Annotated in this window: 18 protein-coding genes and 1 riboswitch; of the genes, 13 read left to right on the top strand and 5 right to left on the bottom strand. The window is 44.2% G+C overall.

Annotation, left to right across the window (positions count from 1 at the left end):
- Positions 1 to 17: 17 nt before the first annotated feature.
- Entirely contained in the window at positions 18 to 278 is a 261-nt protein-coding gene (locus tag LCL96_RS20275) for a hypothetical protein (RefSeq protein ID WP_224944756.1), read from the top strand.
- A gap of 45 nt (positions 279 to 323) precedes the next feature.
- Here the strand turns inward: LCL96_RS20275 and LCL96_RS20270 are convergent, their stop codons facing one another.
- The gene (locus LCL96_RS20270; RefSeq protein WP_224944754.1) at positions 324 to 1709 is read right to left on the bottom strand and encodes a DUF2254 domain-containing protein; all 1386 of its coding nucleotides are present in this window, start codon (positions 1707 to 1709) and stop codon (positions 324 to 326) included.
- Between the two features lie 257 nt (positions 1710 to 1966).
- Positions 1967 to 2077: riboswitch (SAM riboswitch) on the top strand.
- Between the two features lie 138 nt (positions 2078 to 2215).
- Between LCL96_RS20270 and LCL96_RS20265 the strand changes: the two genes are divergently transcribed.
- Positions 2216 to 3463, top strand: a complete 1248-nt coding sequence (locus LCL96_RS20265) for a homoserine dehydrogenase (protein WP_224944748.1) — start codon at positions 2216 to 2218, stop codon at positions 3461 to 3463.
- A gap of 44 nt (positions 3464 to 3507) precedes the next feature.
- Positions 3508 to 4704, top strand: coding sequence for an aspartate kinase (locus LCL96_RS20260; protein ID WP_224944746.1), 1197 nt, complete (start codon positions 3508 to 3510; stop codon positions 4702 to 4704).
- A 39-nt stretch (positions 4705 to 4743) separates the two neighbouring features.
- Here the strand turns inward: LCL96_RS20260 and LCL96_RS20255 are convergent, their stop codons facing one another.
- Together LCL96_RS20255 and LCL96_RS20250 are read right to left on the bottom strand one after the other, a co-directional pair.
- Positions 4744 to 5238 carry a L,D-transpeptidase family protein gene (locus LCL96_RS20255; RefSeq protein WP_224944744.1) on the bottom strand — a complete coding sequence of 165 codons (495 nt, stop codon included), beginning with the start codon at positions 5236 to 5238 and terminating at the stop codon, positions 4744 to 4746.
- Between the two features lie 110 nt (positions 5239 to 5348).
- The gene (locus LCL96_RS20250; RefSeq protein ID WP_412103620.1) at positions 5349 to 5984 is read right to left on the bottom strand and encodes a spore coat protein; all 636 of its coding nucleotides are present in this window, start codon (positions 5982 to 5984) and stop codon (positions 5349 to 5351) included.
- A gap of 135 nt (positions 5985 to 6119) precedes the next feature.
- Here LCL96_RS20250 and LCL96_RS20245 point away from each other — a divergent pair, with 135 nt between their 5' ends.
- A complete protein-coding gene (locus LCL96_RS20245) occupies positions 6120 to 6749 on the top strand; it encodes a LysE family transporter (RefSeq protein ID WP_224944742.1) in 630 nt (209 codons plus the stop codon).
- A gap of 62 nt (positions 6750 to 6811) precedes the next feature.
- A complete protein-coding gene (locus LCL96_RS20240) occupies positions 6812 to 7558 on the top strand; it encodes a YqcI/YcgG family protein (protein WP_224944740.1) in 747 nt (248 codons plus the stop codon).
- Positions 7559 to 7567: 9 nt separating this feature from the next.
- On the opposite strand, the gene LCL96_RS20235 is transcribed toward LCL96_RS20240, so the two are convergent.
- Positions 7568 to 8872 carry an amino acid permease gene (locus LCL96_RS20235; RefSeq protein ID WP_224944738.1) on the bottom strand — a complete coding sequence of 435 codons (1305 nt, stop codon included), beginning with the start codon at positions 8870 to 8872 and terminating at the stop codon, positions 7568 to 7570.
- A gap of 127 nt (positions 8873 to 8999) precedes the next feature.
- On the opposite strand from LCL96_RS20235, the gene LCL96_RS20230 reads away from it, so the two are divergent.
- From LCL96_RS20230 to LCL96_RS20195, 8 genes are all read left to right on the top strand, one after another.
- On the top strand, positions 9000 to 9944 hold the full coding sequence (locus tag LCL96_RS20230) for an arginine deiminase family protein (protein ID WP_224944737.1): 945 nt from the start codon (positions 9000 to 9002) through the stop codon (positions 9942 to 9944).
- A 354-nt stretch (positions 9945 to 10298) separates the two neighbouring features.
- Positions 10299 to 11648 (top strand): aspartate aminotransferase family protein, encoded by a 1350-nt coding sequence (locus tag LCL96_RS20225; protein ID WP_224945080.1) that lies wholly within the window; start codon positions 10299 to 10301, stop codon positions 11646 to 11648.
- 4 nt (positions 11649 to 11652) lie between these two features.
- On the top strand, positions 11653 to 13188 hold the full coding sequence (locus tag LCL96_RS20220; protein WP_224944736.1) for a pyridoxal phosphate-dependent decarboxylase family protein: 1536 nt from the start codon (positions 11653 to 11655) through the stop codon (positions 13186 to 13188).
- The gene (locus LCL96_RS20215) at positions 13175 to 14968 is read left to right on the top strand and encodes an IucA/IucC family protein (protein ID WP_412103618.1); all 1794 of its coding nucleotides are present in this window, start codon (positions 13175 to 13177) and stop codon (positions 14966 to 14968) included. Before LCL96_RS20220 ends, LCL96_RS20215 begins: the two co-directional genes overlap by 14 nt.
- Complete coding sequence (locus LCL96_RS20210; RefSeq protein WP_263628266.1) at positions 14958 to 15545, top strand: GNAT family N-acetyltransferase; 588 nt, start codon at positions 14958 to 14960, stop codon at positions 15543 to 15545. The genes LCL96_RS20215 and LCL96_RS20210 overlap by 11 nt, the downstream gene beginning before the upstream one ends.
- The gene (locus tag LCL96_RS20205) at positions 15517 to 16866 is read left to right on the top strand and encodes a lysine N(6)-hydroxylase/L-ornithine N(5)-oxygenase family protein (RefSeq protein WP_224944735.1); all 1350 of its coding nucleotides are present in this window, start codon (positions 15517 to 15519) and stop codon (positions 16864 to 16866) included. The genes LCL96_RS20210 and LCL96_RS20205 overlap by 29 nt, the downstream gene beginning before the upstream one ends.
- Before the next feature lie 41 nt (positions 16867 to 16907).
- Positions 16908 to 18728 carry an IucA/IucC family protein gene (locus tag LCL96_RS20200; RefSeq protein WP_224944734.1) on the top strand — a complete coding sequence of 607 codons (1821 nt, stop codon included), beginning with the start codon at positions 16908 to 16910 and terminating at the stop codon, positions 18726 to 18728.
- Between the two features lie 46 nt (positions 18729 to 18774).
- Positions 18775 to 20001: an aspartate kinase gene (locus LCL96_RS20195; protein WP_224944733.1), complete on the top strand. Its 1227-nt coding sequence runs from the start codon at positions 18775 to 18777 to the stop codon at positions 19999 to 20001.
- A gap of 126 nt (positions 20002 to 20127) precedes the next feature.
- On the opposite strand, the gene LCL96_RS20190 is transcribed toward LCL96_RS20195, so the two are convergent.
- Complete coding sequence (locus LCL96_RS20190; protein ID WP_224944731.1) at positions 20128 to 21216, bottom strand: GGDEF domain-containing protein; 1089 nt, start codon at positions 21214 to 21216, stop codon at positions 20128 to 20130.
- Between the last annotated feature and the right edge of the window lie 127 nt (positions 21217 to 21343).

The following is a 21343-nucleotide window of genomic DNA, read 5'->3' as shown; positions in this document are numbered from 1 at the left end:
AGTAAAGGAGAGAGTCGATGGAAAATCCAGATCGTCTAATATCATCATTTGATGAGGTGGAATTAAATAATTACAAACTGCCAATCATCTGTATCTACTGTAGTCCTAAAGATTATCAAGGTATGTATGTCGCAAGACTGTTCGAAGTGAATCAACCGACCCACACCATTTTGATGAGACCTACGTTAGAAGCGGTCAGAAGTGAAATCCCAGATCGATTCTCACGTGTACCGAAAGCCCAAGGAGAAGATTCCAGCATTGTCGAAACGTGGATATAATCCCTAATAAAAAGCTTCATTTCTCAACAAGAGAAATGAAGCTTTTTACGTGTTTTCATTCGCGTTCGGATAGAATTTACTTTCGATTTTTTTATACTCCTTCAGATTGCCCGTGAGCCGTGCCAGCTTATGAACTTCTTGGAGAAGAAAGGTCTTGTCTAATTCGTAGATGACTTCTCTTTCGATATGATCAATGGTGTTGCAGGCGAATTCCCAAAGGTCATGATGTTTTGAAGGTTGAGTGGATTCAGCCAAGAGGGCCAGTGCCCTTACAATTTCCGTTATGATTAGGTGGTTGTCTTTGGCATAGTGACGGATATATCCAAATCCACGATATAAATAATAATTAAATGGTTCTGATTGAAGAATGACGCGGATCCTGTCATGTTGATCGATTAAATATGGAGTGAAGGATAATTGATCCTCAACCGTTAGCATCAAATCGGCCATCTGGTCAATGGTGTTGGAGGCCGTTTTGGGATCATCATTTCCCAATGATTTAATCGCCACCTCTGCGAGTTTATGAATTCCCATCTGCAGGTCTTGAATCTCTGTTTCTTTATGCCCCATCTCAATAAAGTGCAGATAAGAATCAATGGAGATGTTGGCTGTTTCAGGCCCCCATATGCTTAATAACTCATTGCCGGCGAGAACATAATCGCCCACTTTGTAATGAAGTTGAAGGACAAGATCCTCTCTCTGTGCAAGTTGGATCATTCCCTGAAAATCGACTAATTGAATGTATCCTGAACTTTTAGCCTTCACGTGAACGATGTTTTTCTTTTCTTCTTCCATGATGTCCCCAGTTTCAGTGGTGCGATGTGCTTCTAGATCTTTCTTCAGAGTCTGGTGGATCATCCCTTCAGACACCTGCTTCATATTGTACGTAATATTATGGACCTGCATCCATGTAGACACATGGTTAATAAAAAAGATGAAGGTAATAGCTGATAGAAAGGCCAGTCCAATCGTGATCATGGGTGCAGCGACAAACATTTCCTTCTTTGAACTTCCGATAAACAGAAACAGAAGGAGCACGTAAACAAAACTGCCATTGAAAATACCGAGGGCGTGCTGTGTCTGTTTGTCCGATATAAAATTCAATAGCATTCTTGGTGAAAACTGTCCGCTGAACGTCGTCAACACGACAAGCAGAGAGTTAAGTGTGAAGGCACTGAGTGTCAGAACGCCGCCGATCAGTGTGCTCACCAGAATTCTGGTGACAGAAGCATCCATACTTAAAAAATCGGACATATACTGAGAGATTTCCAGTTGAAGGTCTAAATAAAGAGTAATGACGACGAGCAGTATGGAAAGACATATGTACAAGAAAGGCATATACCAAATGGTCAGGCGAATCTCATGCATACGCTGACGTTTTGACATGAGCAAGTATTTCCGGATGGATGAAGGGAGTATTTTTTCTAACATAATGAAAACGAATCCTTTCTAGTAAATGGATATGGGTTAGTTTTCCCTGCCTGTACCGGTTAAAACCTCCTTAATGAAAAATAGATTGATAGAGGCTGTAGTTTTTTATGAAAACGTAGTAAACCTATTGGAAATAATGTCATTCGGGACAGTAGAAAGAATTTTTAAAAAATAATGAAAATGGTATTGACGATGGAATGAATCCCCTATATAATCCAATTCATACTCAAATATCAAGTGAAAACATAACGTTATATCTCTTATCAAGAGCGGCGGAGGGATAGGCCCGATGAAGCCCGGCAACCTGCAGGATTAGTCTGTAAAGGTGCCAATTCCTACAGATTCCATGTGGATCTGGAAGATAAGGGGAGGAGCATGTATATGAAGCCCTCTTCTTACAAGAAGAGGGCTTTTCTTTATATCCTCTTTCCACCACGCCCAGTGGATCTTCAGGCAGGAATGAATCAATTGTATGTATGATCTTAGAAGGATAAGGAGGCTGAAAGATGTCAGTGATAAATGTGGCGATTCTGGGGTTTGGGACCGTTGGTCAAGGGGTCTGTGAGGCTATTGAAACTCATCAGGACAGATTGAAGGAAGCACTCGGCAAAGAGGTGAAAGTGAGGGCGATCCTCATCAAGGACCCCGCTAAGAAAAGGGAAATCAACCCTTCAATTAAAGTCACCACAGAGTTTAAAGACATACTAGAGATCCCGGATCTTCATGTGATTTTCGAAGCGATTGTAGGAGAAGAGCCGTGTTATACGTATTTATCCGAAGCGATTGAGAAAGGGATCCACATCGTCACGGCCAATAAAGCCATGTTTGCCAAATATGGACCTGATCTATTGGAAAAGGCTTTGAATCATGGGGTTTCAGTTGGTTTCGAAGCGACCACAGCGGGAGGAATCCCGGTCATCGGCACCATCCGTCAACTTCTAAAGGTAAATGAAATCAGAAGTATCCAGGGAATCTTAAACGGGACATCCAACTTTATTCTATCCCAAATGAGGAAGCAGGGACTTTCCTTTGAAGCCGCCCTGAAGCAGTCTCAAGAAAAGGGGTATGCAGAGGCGGATCCAACGAGCGATATTGAAGGGTACGATGCATTTTATAAACTCCTCATTCTGAGTCAGACGGCTTTTGGCAGGCAGCCAGAGTGGAAGGATGTCAGGCGTAAAGGGATCACGCACTTGACGGCAGAATGGCTGCAGGCAGCCGAGTCCTTCAGGTTGCGCTTTAAACATGTAGGTTCTTTGGAACGCGACGGATTCAATCGAATCAAGGGTGAAGTAAAGCCGATCCTGGTCCACGACACCCATCCTTTTTACGGGGTGGAGGATGTGGAAAATGCGGTTTCACTGAAGGGAAGCCTGGTGGGGAGAGTCACACTGCTTGGGCCCGGTGCGGGAAAACGTCCGACGGGAAGTGCCATGGTGGAGGATTTTCTTTCGTTGATACAAGGGAAATACACGGATTCTCCTGAAAGCACGGTGCACAATGAGGAGATTCGAGAAGGTAGCAGTGGGCAATGGGTCTTGCGTGTCCGAGCAAATGAAGAATATCAAAGCTGGATTACGCTCTTCACATTAAAGGACCGAATTCAGCTGGGCAGTCACCTGTACGTATTTGTGGAAGGAAAGAAAGAGGACATAGAAGCGCTTCTTCAATCACAGGAGCAGATTCAGGCGGTTTCCATCCTGGACGAAATTCCTCTTGAGAATGAAGTGAAGGAAGGCGTGGCCGTTTACTGAGACCTTTTGGGAGTAAATAGATCTGAAAGAAAGTAGGGGATCACTTGAGTATCATCGTTCAGAAATTTGGTGGAACCTCTGTAGGTTCTGCGGATCGAATTAAGCGGGTGGCAGGTTATGTCATAAAAGAAAAGGAAAAGGGAAATGACGTTGTGGTTGTCGTATCGGCCATGGCTAGAACGACGGATACCCTTGTCAAGCTTGCGGGTGAACTATCGGATGTTCCTCGAAAAAGGGAAATGGATATGCTGCTTGCAACAGGAGAGCAGGTCACGATTTCTCTGCTGACAATGGCCCTTCAACATAAGGGGATGGAGGCAGTGTCCCTGACCGGCAAGCAGGCGGGAATCCGAACAGACTCGGTGTTTGGAAATGCCAAAATTACATCCATTGATACCGGAAGGATTAAGAAAGAATTATCCGAAGGACGGATCGTAGTGGTTGCCGGTTTTCAAGGAGTTACAGAAGATGGTGAACTCACAACCTTGGGGAGGGGTGGTTCAGATACGACGGCAGCAGCACTCGCTTCCGCCTTGAAAGCAGATCGATGTGACATTTACACGGATGTGGATGGAGTGTATACCTCAGATCCAAGAGTGGTACCCCGTGCTGCCAAAATCGAGGGATTATCGTATGCTGACATGCTCCGGTTTGCCACGATGGGAGCAAACGTCCTGCACCCAAGAGCGATTAAACACGCAAAGGAACACCATGTACCTTTGATTGTTCGTTCAAGTTTAAAGGAGGGGCGGGGATCCCTCATCAGTGACAAAGTCCAAAAGAACGGAAATATAGTCGGCGTAGCGCTCCAGAAGGATATTTCGGTCCTCACCATCCATGGATGCGAAGGAGGGGAATCGTTGATTCTATACGATCTGGATTCTCACCATATCGAAACAGAAAGAATCAAGCATCATCAAGACCTGGCCCTGATCATAAAAGACCAGGTTGTTCACTCAGTGAAAAAAATCGTCAGTGGGTATAAAGGAGCTTACTCCCATTTTGAAATAAAGGAAGGCTTATCGAAAGTATGTGTGATAGGAAGCATCCCTTCTTCGGGAGAAGTAAAAGAAAAGGTGACGAATGTTTTTCATGATTATCATATTGGAAAGGTGTCGGTATGGGAATCATCGGTTGGTCTAAGTGCCCTTGTCGATCGCTTTGATGTTGAAAAGGCCGCAAGAATTCTTCACATGCACTTTGGTTTGGATTATATGGAACCCAAAAGGGCTGTATTATAAAGGGAAAGTGTATAGTGTCTTCTCTATACACTTTTTTCTTTATGGAATGATGGATACAGGTGTCCCGATCGGTACAATTCCTGCAAGCTCTTCCACGTCTTTGTTGTACATCCGTATACATCCCTTTGATACGGCATTTCCAATGGAAGCGGGGTTATTTGTTCCATGAATCCCATAACTCTCTTTGGATAAGCTCATCCACATCGTTCCAAATGGACCCCCGGGGTTCGGTGCTTTATTGATGATGATGAAATCCCCAATAGGAGTTTCGAATAGGACCCTTCCCACAGCGATAGGATACTGTTTCACTTGAACCCCATCCTTGAATAGACGAAGAGTGCGGTTGTTAACTGACACTTGAATTCTATAAGGATTGCCGGTAGCATCGGGAATCCCGGGAATGGTGATCAATTGTCCAGGATAAATTTGATCTGGATTGATCCCTGGATTAGACGTAAGGATGGCAGAAAGTGGAGTCCTGTAGTCCCTCGAAATCTGTCCGAGTGTTTCTCCTGTTTTTACCGTATGAATCAACCTGGGTCACCTCCTGTTTCATTTTCACTTCATTCTATGTGTATGAGAAGCATTCAGTGAGGCGGGTAAAATAAAAAACACCTGCGTCCTGGCGCAGGCGTAATGAGAGGTTATTGAGGGAGATTCTGCTGTGGAACCTCCGTATAGCTTTTAAGCATCAGGGTCATATCCTGATCGTTCAGCTGTGGAACCTGATAGTACCCATGCTTATTCTGATATAGGAAAATTTCATAACTCATTTCAATAAAATTCGGTACACTGTCGGCAACAACACGTCTCAACACGGGATTGGTCATTTCGAGAGCCGTCATGGCAAGGAGTGAGGCCAATGATTTGGTCTGTCCCAGCATATAAGCAGACAAGCCCTTGTCTGATAGGTCTTGAACGGACTGATTCGGTTTTTTTGGAGCTCCCGGTTTTATGCCGTATGTTGTGGTATGAGATTGGGACATTTTGTATTGCTGGGTTGGGACTTGTGGATCGTGTCCCGTTGAAAAGCTTCCTACAATCGTATTATACATCGTCGTCACAAAAGCGCTCTGCCGCTTTACGATATCTTTTAATTCAGGATCCTGTATGTGTTGATCATACATTTGATACTGATCGAGCATGCTGATGATGCCGGCGATGATTTCATGGGCATCGAATAATTCATGTCCACCGTGGTTTTTACTTTGGGCGTTCATCATATTCGGCGGCATACCCGATCCTTGGGTCATCCCATTTGGTTGCTGTTGATTCTGCATAGTTGTTCTCCTCCTTTTGGAAATGGTATCGCTGTTTAGATTATCCGCATTTTGGACATTTATTCTGAAAAGGGTTTAATACTTACCGACTTGTCCGAATACAATGGAGGGAAGTCAATGTGAAGGTGGTCGAACATGAGTATCTTTATTAGCTATATTGTCTTGGGTTTATCCCTTTCAGCTCCAATGGGTCCGATCAATGCAGCACAATTGGACAAGGGGATCCGCTTCGGCTTCTTCCATGCCTGGCTTGTCGGGGTTGGAGGAATGGTGGCGGACGGGATTTTTATGCTCCTGATTTATTTCGGAATCGCTCAATTCATAGATATTCCGATCATCAAACTGTTCTTATGGATTTTTGGGTTCTTTATTTTGACCTACACGGGGATAGAAAGCCTTCAGAATTCAGGAGACCTTACGAATGACTCTGGAAAAAGTCAAAGTGAAACGAAAGGAAAATCGTTTCGTACAGGGTTTTTTATGGCCATCTCCAATCCACTGAGTATTTTATTCTGGCTTGGAATCTATGGTTCGATCCTTGCAAAGACATCAAGCTCCTATGAATCGGGACAGATGCTGTTATACAGCTTGGGTATTTTCCTTGGGATCACCATTTGGGATGTGACGATGGCCGGTGTTGCAACGGGCGCGAGGAAGTTGATAAGCCCCCGATTCCTACGAGTCATCTCGATTGTTTCCGGGCTCATATTAATGGGTTTCGGCATATATTTCGGAGTGGAGGCCTGCAGGTTATTATTCGGCTAGACAGACACCCACTTTGAACCCTCCTAATAGGATACATGAGTAATCCTTAGGAGGAATCGACTATGTTATGTTCAAAGAGTTGGATTGATCAACATTTGGAAGAACTTAGCCCATGGCAGCAATCCGCATACCGCCAATTCGCTGCGATGTTGTGTGATGAAGAGCATCCTTATCCTTGCGTACCAGGAAAACAAGGATTTCAGACAGATACACTGCGATTCGGCTTTACGGAAGACCCTAGAAAAGGAGAAGCCTCAGAAAAATTGGCATCTTACTTAAAACAATACGGGGAGATTTCAAGGGAAACGGGAAATTACGCATCTCTCGTAGTGTTCTGCCATTCAGATGATATGGCGGGAGGCCGGCAGCCGGTTGAAACGTATGAGCAGATTTTTTGGGACCTGTTGAACCGGGTCCATCAATTGGACGACAAGCCGTGGCCGGATCATATTGGAAAGGATCCCCACGACCACACATGGGAGTTTTGTTTTAATGGTGAACCGTATTTTTCCTTCTGTGCAACTCCTGCTCACACCGTTCGAAAAAGCCGTCATTTCCCTTACTTCTTAATAGCGTTCCAGCCGAGATGGGTTTTTGATGAAATCAATTCCTCCACGGTTTTCGGCCAGAAATTGAAGAAGGTCATCCGAAAGCGGCTTGTGGAATATGACGAAGCACCTCCACATCCAAGTCTGAAATGGTATGGGCAGCAAGACAATTATGAGTGGGAACAATATTATCTTCGTGATGATGATTCTGCCATGAGTAAATGCCCATTTTCACATATGCATAAGAAAATCAAGAGTTAAGGACTGCCTTTAACTCTTTTTTCTTTTGAAAAACGCAGCAGCTGCAATCAATAGGATGAATCCGATACTTACATAGAATCCTATTCGGCTTACATGATCAAAAAGAGTACCACTGATGGCGAATACGATAAGGAAGAGGGCGATGATCGATTGAATCAGATTCCAGGCGGTCTTGCTCATGAGTTTGAGAAAGGACGCCAGGATGAAAATCCATGTATAAAGGAGCATCAGACCTGCAGCCGTTGTCACATACTCGAATAGCCTTTCCGGGAGGATCATTGCCACTATGATGGAGACGAAAACGACAAAAATGGTTAATCCGAACGCAGGCAGTGGGATGCTCCATCTCCCTTTTTTGGCGAAAATATGTGGTGCGTCCCCTTCCTCGGCCAGAGTGACAAGCATCGTCGTGACGGCATATAGAGATGCGACCATGGTTGAGAAACCGGCAATGATCAAGATGGAGTTGAATACATGTGGCACCCAAGGGAGGTCATATTGTTTAAGGGCTGTCAGAAACGGGCTTTCATTTGGGTTGATGACTTCTATCGGAACCAGCTTTAAAACAAGATAGAAAGAAACAACGTAAAGAAAGGTCAATGTCACGAGCATGATGTTTCCTGACTTAGGGGCATCCTTTGGGTCCTTCAACTCCTTCGCCATCAGACCCATCACTTCAATCCCGCCGAAGCCATAAAAAGCAAATAGAAGGGCAAGCCATAATCCCTTTCCTTCAAGGGGAAGCATACCTTGAATGGGAGAGTACAGCTCACGACTCGATTCTCCGCCACCAAGCCATCCAAACAAGGCGGCACCCCCAACAAGGATGAACATAACGATGGCAGCCGCCTTCATCAACCCGAATAGATTCTCCATCTGCTCTACTTTCTTTACTCCCAATAAGATGATCACTAAACCAAGTCCCGCAAATCCCGCAGTGAAAATCCAAAGGGGTATCCTCGGAAACCAAAACTGGGCAAAAAGGGCAAGGGCCGTTAATTGACTTCCCATAATCAACATTTCAGCTGACCAATACACCCAGCCATTACTGAATCCTGCCCATGGACCGAATGCTTTTTTGGCATAGGTACGGAATGAGCCTTTTTCTGGGTGCTCAGCCGTCAGTTTTGCAAGTGCCTGGAATACCATCCATGTACCGATACCTGCGATTAAATAGGCAATAAGCACAGAAAATCCCGCACGTTGAATCGGAATAGCCGAGCCAAGGAAATATCCTGTTCCAATGATGCAGCCTACCCCTATGAACGAAAGCTGCCACCACGAAAGATTACGTTGATCCGTACATTTACTCAACTCTCATCACCTGCCCTTTATCCTCCATAGTGTGACATTCCCCCCCATGAATTATGTGAATGGGGCCGGAATGATTTCCATGGGAAAGGAGAAAGTAAGGAAGACTGATTTTCAAGGAGGCTGGCTGATGATAAAGATCAATGCGAATTGCTGGAATGAACATGGAGAATTAAAAACGGTGATGGTCTGCTCGCCTTCGTCCGTGGATGTCCCCGACCAACGAACGGCAGATTACGTCGGATGGGAGAAACCGGTTAACCAGGTGAAAGCGAAGGCAAACCATGAAGAGATGATTCGTGCGATGGAGGATACGGGTGTGCGAGTCATCGATTACTCCAAACACCTTCCAGATGAGGTTGGGGAGTTGAATCATAAGCTTATCAATCGTGTATTTGTAAGAGATCTGGCTTGCGTTTATGGGAACACAGTCATTCCTGGTGATGCCGGCATTACGATGAGAGCACCCGAGTATTTCCATAGTCATGAGTTGTTTCAATCATGGTTTGATGAGAAGACATTTTCGATCAAGGACAATAACTCATTGAAAGCATTGGAAAATGGGGATGTATTTGTGTTGAACAGGGACGCCGTCTTTATAAATACCGGAATGAGATCCAGTATTGAGAGCATTGAAGCACTGAAGAGTAAAATCTTTCTGGCTGGGTTTTCGGAAATAGGGATCATCGACTTACCGCGGACCGGTGAAACGATGCACTTGGATATGAATTGTAATGTTGCAGGGGAAGACCTTCTGATTGCCAAAAGTTATATGAGCCTTTTCCCTGTACAAGTCGTCAGCGAAAACGGCGCAAAGTACGTGATGATGGAAGACTTTATAAAGCGGCAAGGATTCGAAGTTCTGTGGACGGATAATGTGACACACACAGTGGCGGATATCAATTTTCTGAATCTGGATCCGGAAACCCTATTAGTGAGTACGAAAGCGAATAAGAGCATATTTAAAGAGCATCCGAAAGTAAGAGGGAAGAAGATTATACAAGTTGATGTGAATGAATTGGAGAAAGGTGGAGGCGGAATCAGGTGCATGACATTGCCGTTGGAGCGAAAGTAAATAACGTACGAAATACACCGGAGATTTTTAGTTCCGGTGTATTTTTGTGCATTCAATTATGATCACAGAAAAGCTGTTCATACCGACTTTTATCCTATTTTTGACACTGTGTAAATATACCTGATTCCTATCGTTTACGTAATAGTGTAAATGGAGGGCGGTTTTGGAAAAAACCTCCCTTTCACCACAACCATCAGGAAATTCTTAGAAAAAAACGGATATCCATACAAATGACCTGGTAGAGATTGAAAATAATTGAGAATAGTTATCAACTACTATTGACAATGATAATCATTATCAATTAAGATGTCGTTGAAAGCAAAAGCCATTCTACCAGGAAAGGAAGATGTAATGATGACGATACAACATGCCATTTCAAATAAAGAATTACTGGAACAACAAGAGAGACGGGAGTCGAATGCAAGATCTTATCCAAGAAGAATACCTCTTGCCATCAGAGAAGCGGAGGGCATTTATGTAACGGATATGGAAGGGAACAAATACTTGGATTGCTTAGCGGGAGCGGGAACATTGGCCCTTGGACACAATCATCCGACGGTTATTGAGGCGATGGAGCAAGTGATTCGTGATAAACGGCCCTTACATACGTTAGATATTACCACTCCTGTGAAAGAAGAGTTTGTGAATGAACTATTCTCATCGTTACCGGAAGGATTTCGTAATCGCGCGAAAATCCAATTTTGCGGGCCGACAGGCGGTGATGCCATCGAGGCTGCGTTGAAATTAGTGAAGACGGCAACCGGAAGGCAAAGCATCCTTACCTTCCAAGGCGGGTACCACGGCGCCACACATGGGACGATGTCCATCAGTGGAAATCTCAGTCCGAAGAAGAAGGTTCAAGGATTAATGCCGGACACACATTTCATGCCTTATCCCTATACATACCGCTGTCCATTCGGAATAGGTGGAGAGGACAGTCACCGCATTAGCAGCCAGTACATCGAGAATCTCCTTGACGATCCCGAGAGTGGCATTTTGCCACCTGCCGCTATGATTTTTGAAACGGTACAGGGTGAGGGAGGCTCCGTTCCTGCGCCGATCGAATGGATCCAGGAAATGAGACGAATCACGAAAGAGCGGGGGATTCCACTTATCATCGATGAGGTGCAGACGGGAATCGGACGTACTGGGGAACTCTTCTCGTTTGAACATGCTGGAATCGTACCGGATGTATTTGTCCTTTCAAAAGCAATTGGGGGGAGCCTGCCGCTTTCCGTCGTGATATATGATCGTGATCTTGATGCGTGGGAACCGGGCGCACATATCGGCACCTTCAGGGGAAATCAAATGGCTATGGCAGCAGGGACAGCCACTTTAAAGTTCATTAAAGAGCAGAATTTGGCTGCTCATGCAGGGGAAATGGGAGAAAGACTTCTTTCTTCCTTGAAAGATCTTCAACAGGAGTTCCCTGAGATAGGGGATGTAAGAGGTAGAGGACTGATGATAGGAGTGGAGATCATTGATCCTTCTAAACCCCGATCAGCGAGCGGAAGTCAACCGGCTAATCCAGAAATAGCGAGTGCCATCCAACGTGAATGCTTCAAACGGGGATTGATCCTTGAAGTGGGAGGAAGACATGGTGCCGTGGTCCGTTTTCTTCCGCCATTGATCATCACAAGAGAGCAAGTAGATGAAGTGGTGACTATTTTCAAAGAAGCCATAACAGCTTCTCTTACGGAGTGAAATCATGAAAATGAAAACAATGGATAAAGAAATCAATCAGAACATGGACTCCTTTTTCCTGCATCAAGGAGAAAAAGGACTCCGGGCTTTTCATGAGATGGTCGATGGAGTCAGCCGGCAGCTCCAACACTTATATGCTTCTACCGGGCAGCCTTTTATCGGGAAAATGCCCGATGTGATAAAAGATGAGATCAAACCGATCATGACATTTACACGGGAAGGAAAATCATTTGAGGACGTCCTTCATGAAATCGGTGATCCGATTCTGAAGAATAGTCTTCATATTTCCCATCAGAAGAGCATGGCTCATTTACATTGTCCTCCGCTTCTTCCGGGAGTGGCAGCGGAATTGATGATCGCTGCACTCAATCAATCAATGGATTCTTGGGACCAGAGTACAGCAGCCACTTATGTGGAAGAGGAAATGGTGAAGTGGTTGACAGAAAAACTAAATCTTCCGGCAACATCCGGCGGTGTGTTTACAAGTGGCGGAACACAATCTAATTATATGGGGCTCCTGTTGGCACGCGATGCCTTCTGTCATGCGAAATGGAATCATAACGTCCAAAGGGATGGTTTACCCCAACGCTTTAACCGATTAAGGATCCTTTGTTCAGAAGATGCTCATTTTACAGTCAAGAAAGCGGCTTCCCAACTGGGTTTAGGGGAAAACGCGATAGTGACGGTCAAGACCGATGAACATCATCGGATGAGCGTTGAGGAAGTGAAAGAAGCACTCAGGAATCTTGAACAGAATCAACTATTACCCTTTGCCCTTGTTGCTACTTGTGGAACGACCGATTTTGGAAGCATCGATCCGATGGTGGACCTGGCAGAGATTGCCCGTCACCACGGTTTGTGGCTTCATATCGATGCAGCATATGGCGGCGGTCTGATGATGAGCCACGCCCATGCCGGCAAGTTAAAAGGACTGGAAGAGGCCGATTCCATTACAGTGGACTTCCATAAGTTGTTCTATCAGCCAATCAGCTGCGGAGCATTCCTCGTCAAGGATCAGAAGCATTTCCGTCATCTTTCGTATCATGCTGACTACTTGAATCCTGTGAAAGACGATAGAGAGGGCATCTTAAATCTGGTGAATAAGTCGGTTCAAACGACGAGGAGATTTGATGCGTTAAAACTGTTCCTATCACTTAAGACAGTGGGAACCCAGCTTTTTGGAGAGATGATTGATGAAACGATCAAGCTTGCCAGGTACACAGCTGCTTATATGGAAGAACAGGAGAACATCGTTATTCAGAACCCGATTCCGGAAATCAACACAGTCATCTTTCGCTATCAGCCTAGAAGGCTGGAAATGGGGATGGATATCCATCACTTAAACCGGCTGATCCAGCAGAAACTCCTCTATAGAGGAAAAGGAGTAATTGCGAAAACGGTGATTGAGGGTCATACCTACTTGAAATTGACCTTATTAAATCCACGAACGAAGCCGGGAGATATTCATTCTCTTCTACTAGAGATTGAAGAAATCGGAGATGAATTAGTAAACGGAGGAGCATACTTTGATACATTCTAATGAAATTGCGGAACACGCAACGATGCAAAGCTTTCTTAATTGTTACTTGAGGGAAACAGGGAACTATTCTGAAGAGAGCAGCTATGAACATCATTCATCACTTGGGCAATTCGAGAAAGTCATCGTCTCTCGATTAGCCCTGCAACAGATTGAACTGATTATCCCGGTAGCATACTGGTCACTTACCGATCGCCATCTCTTCGGATTTCCCCTTTATTATCGAGTAGGGGAAAGCGAAATGAAACCACTTGACTATGTGACCCTTACAGCCCTTGTTGTAAAAGAATTCTTACTGGATAAGGGCAATCAAGGGTCAGAAGATGAACTTCTCTTAAGAGTGATTCTGAGCTGTCGAAGTATAAAAAACTATGTTGAAAGTCGCGTTGGTGATGGTGAGGCACTCTCGGATGAAGAGTTTGATTATATTGATGCAGAGCAATCCCTTCTTTTCGGACATATGCTACATCCAACACCGAAGAGTAAGCAGGGCTTGACCGACCAAGAAGATCTTGCGTATTCACCTGAAAATAAAGGGGAATTTCAGCTTCATTATTTTAGTGTAGATCTTTCATTGGTAGAGCAGGATTCAAGTACGACCCAATCTGCATCTTCCATTATTTTTGAGGAACTAAAGGATGCCCCAGGGGTTGATCCGAATTGGCTGCAGGAGATGATTGAAGAGAATGGACGCGTATTGCTTCCTGTCCATCCCCTTCAAGTAAATACACTACTTAAAAAAGAAAAAGTACAAGGCCTGATGGAAGAAAGACGTATGGAATATATCGGTCCCCTAGGGAAGCACTTCACGGCGACGTCGTCGTTCAGAACCGTCTATAGCAGCGATTCGCGCTATATGTATAAATTCTCAGTACCTGTCAAAATCACAAACTCTCTCCGTGTCAATCAAAAGAAAGAGCTAGCCAGGGGAGTTGAGGTTTCAAGATTACTAGAAACGGAAATAGGAAAGAGCCTTAACAGCGAGTTCCCAGACTTTATCGTCATCAAGGATCCTGCATACATAAACGTGGACCTAAAAGAGGACATTTCAGGTTTTGAACTGGTCATCAGGGAAAACCCTTTCTATGAAAAGAGTAGAGGGACCAGCTTGATTGCAGCCCTATGCCAAGACCATGCCTATGGAGGGAAACCGAGGATACAGTCCATCATGGAAGGGATAGCGCAAAGAGAAAGTAGGAGTCTTGAGGAAGTAAGTCTGGATTGGTTCGATCGATACTTATCCCTGACTCTGGATCCGATGATCTGGTTGTTCCACACATACGGGATCGCCCTTGAAGCTCATCAGCAGAACTCGGTGATTCAACTAAAGAATGGCTACCCTGAAACCTTCTATTATCGAGATAATCAGGGATATTACTTCAGTGAATCGAAAGTGGAAAAGCTTAAAAAACTGCTCCCTGACTTGAATCAAGAGAGTGACACGGTTTGTGCTGATGAAGTCGCAGAAGAACGATTACGCTATTACTTTTTCTTTAACCATTTATTCGGGCTGATCAATGGTTTCGGGGCAAATGACCTTATTGAAGAAGAAAGGCTGATGAATCTCGTCAAAGAAAGACTCGAGATTCATGAACAGCAGTGGGGGGAGGATTCCAATCTTCTCAGCAGCTTATTATATCAACCGGTCCTTCCGTGTAAGGCGAACTTATTGACCCGATTCTATGATATGGACGAACTAGTCGGTCCGATGGAGGCTCAATCAGTCTATACGATGGTGAAAAACCCCCTTGCCAAAGAGGTGGAAATCCATCATGTCCTATGACTTCAAAGTGTATGATCAAGAAATTCAAAAGACGATTGCATTTAAGAAAGTTGATTTTGACCGGGATGCGGTGCTTATTCACAAATGGATGATGGAGGATCACGTCCATCCATTCTGGAACCTGAATATTCCATTAGACCAATTTCAATCCCATTTGAAAAAAGCTTTATCAGATTCCCATCAAACCCTCTATACAGGGTATCTCGATGGAGTGCCGATGAGTTACTGGGAAGCCTACTTGGTAAAAGGCGATGTGATCGAGGAAACGTATTCGTCTGCCCCTTATGATCAAGGTGTCCACCTGTTAATTGGGGAAAAGGAGTATCTCGGTAAAGGACTTTCCCTTCCATTGCTAAGGGCCATGGTTTCGTTTCAGTTTCAAGAAAGGGAGACGACAAAAGTTGTGGCTGAACCGGATATTCGTAATGACAAAATGATCCATGTGTTTCAGAAGTGCGGGTTTCAAGCTGTGAAGCACATTGATCTTCCTGACAAAACCGGACTGCTTATGTTTTGTGAGAGAAGCGAATTTGAAAAGAGGTGGCAGAATGAAGGATTCTACAATGACAACCAATGAGTTGTATGACGTCATAGGCATCGGCTTGGGACCGTTTAACCTTGGATTAGCAGCCTTACTGGACCCTGTAGCTGAAGTGAAAAGCGTGTTTTTAGAAAAGAAGAAAGCCTTCAATTGGCATCCTGGCATGTTGATTGAAGGAACGACCTTACAAGTGCCGTTCTTTGCGGATTTAGTCAGCATGGTCGACGTGCGAAGTGATTACAGCTTTCTACGTTATCTGGAGGCACATAACCGCTTATATCACTTTTATTTTCTGGAAAAATTTCATATCCCGCGAAAAGAATATAACCATTACTGTCAATGGGTGAGCGAACAGTTACACACATGCCGATTCGGGATGGATGTCCAAAAGGTTGTCCCAGTCTCCTTGGGGAGTGGGGACAATGTGTATGAAGTCACCGTATGGAATGATGAGCTTCAACAAACGGAGACCTTGTTTACGAAGCATCTCGTCCTTGGTATCGGTTCGGTTCCATCCGTACCTGAAGCATTTCAAAGTATCCTCGGGAAAAACGTCTTTCACAGTGCAGATTATGTATCCAAGAGAGGAGTATGTGCAGAAGCGGAATCCGTTGCCGTGATCGGATCAGGTCAAAGCGCCGCCGAAGTATTTCTGGATGTGGCAAAAGAGCAGGAGAAACATGAATTCTCGCTTCAATGGTATACCCGTTCAAAAGGTTTTTTCCCGATGGAATACTCAAAACTGGGCCTTGAATATTTCTCACCCGATTATACCCGCTTCTTTTACCAGCTTCCCCAGGAGAAAAAGGATCGGCTCCTAAAGGAACAGGATCTTCTTTATAAAGGCATCAGTTCAGATACGATCGCCGAAATTTACGATCTTTTATATGAACGAACTGTAGGTTGCGATGTGCCGAATATTGAACTGCAAGCCATGACAGAAATCGTCGGAATCGAAAGAAACGGAAAAGGGTTTGAACTGCATGGTTATCATCGGATCAAGGAAGAACATTTCGTAGATCAAGCAGAGGTGATCATCCTTGGCACTGGTTACAAGCCTGCATTTCCAGGGTTCCTATCGGAAATGAAAAAGTCGATTGTCTGGGATGAAAATGGCAGATACAAAGTGAAAGAAGACTATCGACTGGAGACTTATGTAGAGGGTGAGGGTGACATCTTTATTCAAAATGGTGAGATGCATACTCATGGTGTCGGAGCACCTGATTTGGGGCTCGGTGCCCACCGAAACGCCATCATTATCAATACGATTACAGGAAGAGACGTATATCCGGTTCAGATGAAAAATGTGTTTCAAACCTTTGGAACGAAAACGGCTTCCGTTCCCGTTCCTTTCTGATACCACAATAGAACATAGACTAAAAGAAAGAAGGGATAAGTATGTTATTTAATGAAGAAATACAACGTGTATTTAAGAGTGATAGCTGGAAGAAAGTAAACAAAAAACTGATAGGCAAAATGCTGTCAGAGTATATGTATGAAAAGATGATCCAGCCTAACATCCTTTCAGAAGAAGGAGAGAATATCGAATACTCCCTTCAGGTTTCGGAGTCAAAGCACTATCACTATATCGCACAAAAACGATTGTTTGATAGTTTCGATGTGAAATGGACGACGATCTATATCGTTGAGAATGATGGGAGAAAGGAAGCAGACAGTGCCATAGAATTATTGGTCGATCTTCAGGATGTGATCGGAATGTCATCTGAAACGGCGGGCCATTTAATCAAGGAAATGAACAGCACGTTGATAGCAGATGCCCATCTTCTTGAAAAAGAAGCGAAATCATCGGACGAATTGATTCATGAAGATTACGCAAGCCTTGAAGGCTATATGACCGGCCACCCGTGGATTACATACAACAAAGGAAGAATCGGGTTCGGATATGATGATTACCTTGCCTTCGCTCCTGAACAGCAAAAGGAGATCCAGCTATCCTGGATTGCCGTCCATAAAGATCTGGCATCGTTTCAATCTGTGGAAGGGTTGGATTATGAAGCGTTGATTGCGAGTGAACTGAGTGAAGAAGAACGAATACGTTTTGATGTGATGGTCAAACAACATGGAAGCGAACCATCGCAATACTATTACATGCCGGTACACGAATGGCAGTGGAAAAACACATTGGTTCAGAATTTTCCTGAGGAACTGGCCATGGGTCGAATCATTCCGCTAGGGAAGGGAGAAGACCGCTATCTTCCTCAACAATCGATCCGAACATTTGTGAACATAACAAACAAAGATAAGCATCATGTAAAGCTTCCGATGAGTATCTTGAACACACTAGTGTATCGGGGACTGCCATCGGAACGAACCGTAATCGCTCCTAAGGTGACCGAGTTCATTAAAGGAATGGCAGAAAAGGATCACTTCTTAAAAGAAGAATGTCGGGTCATCCTACCGGGGGAAAATGCCAGTATGAACATAAACCACCCATATTATACCCAATTAAAGGAGGCGCCGTACCAGTACTTGGAGATGCTCGGAGCCATTTGGAGAGAAAGCATTTATACGTACTTAGAAGAAGGGGAACAAGCGATTACCCTGGCTGCCTTATTGTATGAAGATCATCACCATAAACCATATGTTGAGAGTTTGATAGACCAGTCAGGGCTCAGCACGGAAGAATGGATGGAGCAATTTTTCAAAGTCGTCATGGAGCCTCTCCTTCATTATCTTTATCAATACGGAACGGTATTCTCTCCACATGGACAAAATACGATTGTCGTGTTAAAGGATGCGAAACCTCACCGTTTAGCGATTAAAGATTTTGTCGATGACGTCAATATTTCAGATCAGGATTTTCCAGAGCTGCAAGGATTGTCGTCTGAATTTAAGGCGGTCCTTCGATCAGAGCCGCCAGAAGGGTTGACTCAGTTCATCTTCACGGGTCTCTTTATTTGTCACCTGAGATATTTGAGCAATCTGCTAAAGAATAATGGGCTGATGGAAGAAGAAACATTCTGGAGTCTTCTTGCCGATGCGATACTCAACTATCAGTCTCGATTCCCGCAATTGGAAGAACGATTTAAGCTCTTTGACTTCTTTAAACCGGAACTTACCAAACTATGCCTGAACCGAAATCGCATGGTGGATTACGGTTATTCTGATGACGATGACCGCCCCCACGCTTCCGAATTCGGGAAAGTCACAAACGCCCTGGCTGCATTTCGATTAAATCGGACTGTTGGGTCAAATTGATGCCAATCACCCTCATTCATTCCCTTATAGAAAGAAGGATCGTCAATTGAGTACAATTGTTCAGAAATTCGGTGGTACCTCTGTCGGTTCTACCGAGAGAATAAAACGAATGGCAGAGAAAGTCATACAGGAAAAGAAAAAAGGTCATGATGTGGTGGTGGTCGTTTCTGCGATGGGCAAAACCACTGATACTCTTGTAAAGTTCGTGAGTGATATCACCACGAAACCAAGTAAGAGAGAAAGGGATATGCTCCTTTCAACAGGAGAACAAGTCGCCATATCCCTTTTTGCCATGGCTCTTCAACAACGAGGGGTGGAGGCGATTTCTTTCACCGGATGGCAGGCTGGTATTCAAACGGATTCCGTTCTTGGGAATGCTCATATAGAATCGATTGATACAAAGCGTATCAGGAGTGAATTAGATCATGGGAAAGTGGTTGTGGTGGCAGGTTTCCAAGGCGTAACGGTGGATGGGGACATCTCCACTTTGGGAAGAGGAGGATCCGATATAACGGCAGCTGCTCTTGCAGCTGCTCTAAAGGCAGATCGGTGTGATATCTTTACAGACGTCGACGGAGTTTATACCTCTGATCCCAGGTTTGTTCCAAAAGCATCGAAAATCACTTCCCTTTCGTATGAAGACATGCAGAATTTAGCTGTCATGGGAGCGGGCGTGCTTCATCCAAGAGCAGTGAAACATGCAAAGAGATTCGGAATTCCACTGTATATAAAATCAAGTTTTGAAAATGTCACCGGAACTCTCATCCATGGAAAGGTAAAGCAGAATGAAGCAAGCCCTGTGACCGGCATCACATTTGAAAAAGCGATTCATAGAGTTGATATATTCGATTGTGATGACGTTGAAGAGTTCCGGGAATCATTCATGTGTGAGCTTGCATCCCGTCATATTCAGGGGGATGTCTATACACAGAGTTGCCGAAACACTTTGTCCGTATTAATTAAGGAGGAAGACCTTCAAGAGGTATTATTCATCTTAGAGAAAGGGAAAGGCAGATGGAAGTTCTCGCGTATCGAAGAACGAAGCAACCTTTCAAAAGTTTCGGTGATCGGCAGGAATTTGAAAGGAAGGCCTGAGATTAAGATAAGGGTATGCAGGATGTTATTGGAAAACGCTGTGAAAGTGAAATTGATCGGCGAATCTTCCATTAGTGTGACCGCAGTGATGGAGAAAAGAGACGTACAGTCGGCTGTAGAGTGCTTACATACGGGACTTGGATTAGATTATAAAAACAAGATAATGGCGTCTATGTGAAAATCAGGCGGTAACAGTAATCATAAGAAAAGGAGAAAAGAGTCGATTCTTTTCTCCTTTTCGTTTATTTAGGACAGTGTTCAACATCATTTCCTGGGAAAAGGTGTTGAATGCTGTTGCGGTTTATCAATGTATGGCTTGAACCATTTGAAAATCGCATACTTTATTTCGGCCTGTACGCTTCGCGAGATAAAGAGCCTTATCAGCCTGTTCAAAGATTTCCTCACCATCCTGGGAAAGGGTATCGGGAAACGTGGACACTCCAATTGAAATCGTAATACGGATCATTTTTTCTTCCGAAATGAAAAATGGATGTTTTTCAACAGCTCCTCTGATCCTTTCCGCAATCACCATCCCATGACTATGGGGGCAATCCAGAAGGAGGATGCTAAATTCTTCTCCACCATTCCTTGAGACTATATCAAAGCTCCTGGATTGGTGCTTCAATACTTTACCAAGTTCTTTCAGAACCTCATCACCTGCATGATGACCGAATGTATCGTTTACGTTCTTGAAATGATCGATATCAATGAGCAGTAACGAAAGTTTTTCATTTCTTTCCACTGCATGTTTCAGGGCCTCATTATAACTAACATCAAACTGTCTGACGTTATTAAGGCTAGTGAGAAAATCTTTCGTCGCGCTCTGTTCCAGCAGATGATATTGCTCATTTGAACGCTTAATCTGCTCGGCGATAAAGTATGCAATGAAACCGACCACAAGGGAAGTGAAAAAATGATACGGATAGACCTTTAAGGTTTCTGAAATCCCGATGTTTTTGACTAAAGCTACAAATATGATAATCAAGCTTACGGTGTTCATCGATTGAAGCTTATTCAGGTTACCGATCCGCAGACGGGACATGAAGCCGCAGATGGTGCCGATAGAGAGCATCCCGATTGCGGCTATGACCGCCTGGGTACTTATCCCGAACATTAGGATCCTGCCTGTCGTAATGATGAATGCTGACAGAAGCGCAGGAATCCAACCGATATAAACGGCAGCGGTGACGATTGCCAAATGTCTCAAATCCATTATGCTATTATGATTCAGGGGGATAGTAAAGTTCATGAGAGCGAGCCCTAGGATCCCAAAGAATATGCCCATCAATAAAGGAGAGGGAATGGGGGATTTACGCGGGTTTCTCATCACAATCCCGGCAAAATATAGAAATGAGATAAAGACACACAGATTAATAAATAGGTGTTCGAACATGAACATCCCTCCTTGATCAACAAATAGAAATGAGAAAATATACCTATATTCATTATATCGGTTCTCTGAAGTTGAACCTTAAGTATTTTTAAGATATTAGCAAAATGAGTAAGCATGACAAAAAGCC

It is taken from the genome of Rossellomorea aquimaris (assembly GCF_020172085.1).
GTDB lineage: Bacteria > Bacillota > Bacilli > Bacillales > Bacillaceae_B > Rossellomorea > Rossellomorea aquimaris_E.
Note: the sequence above shows the minus strand (reverse complement) of the source record. Positions and strands in the feature narration are given on the sequence as shown.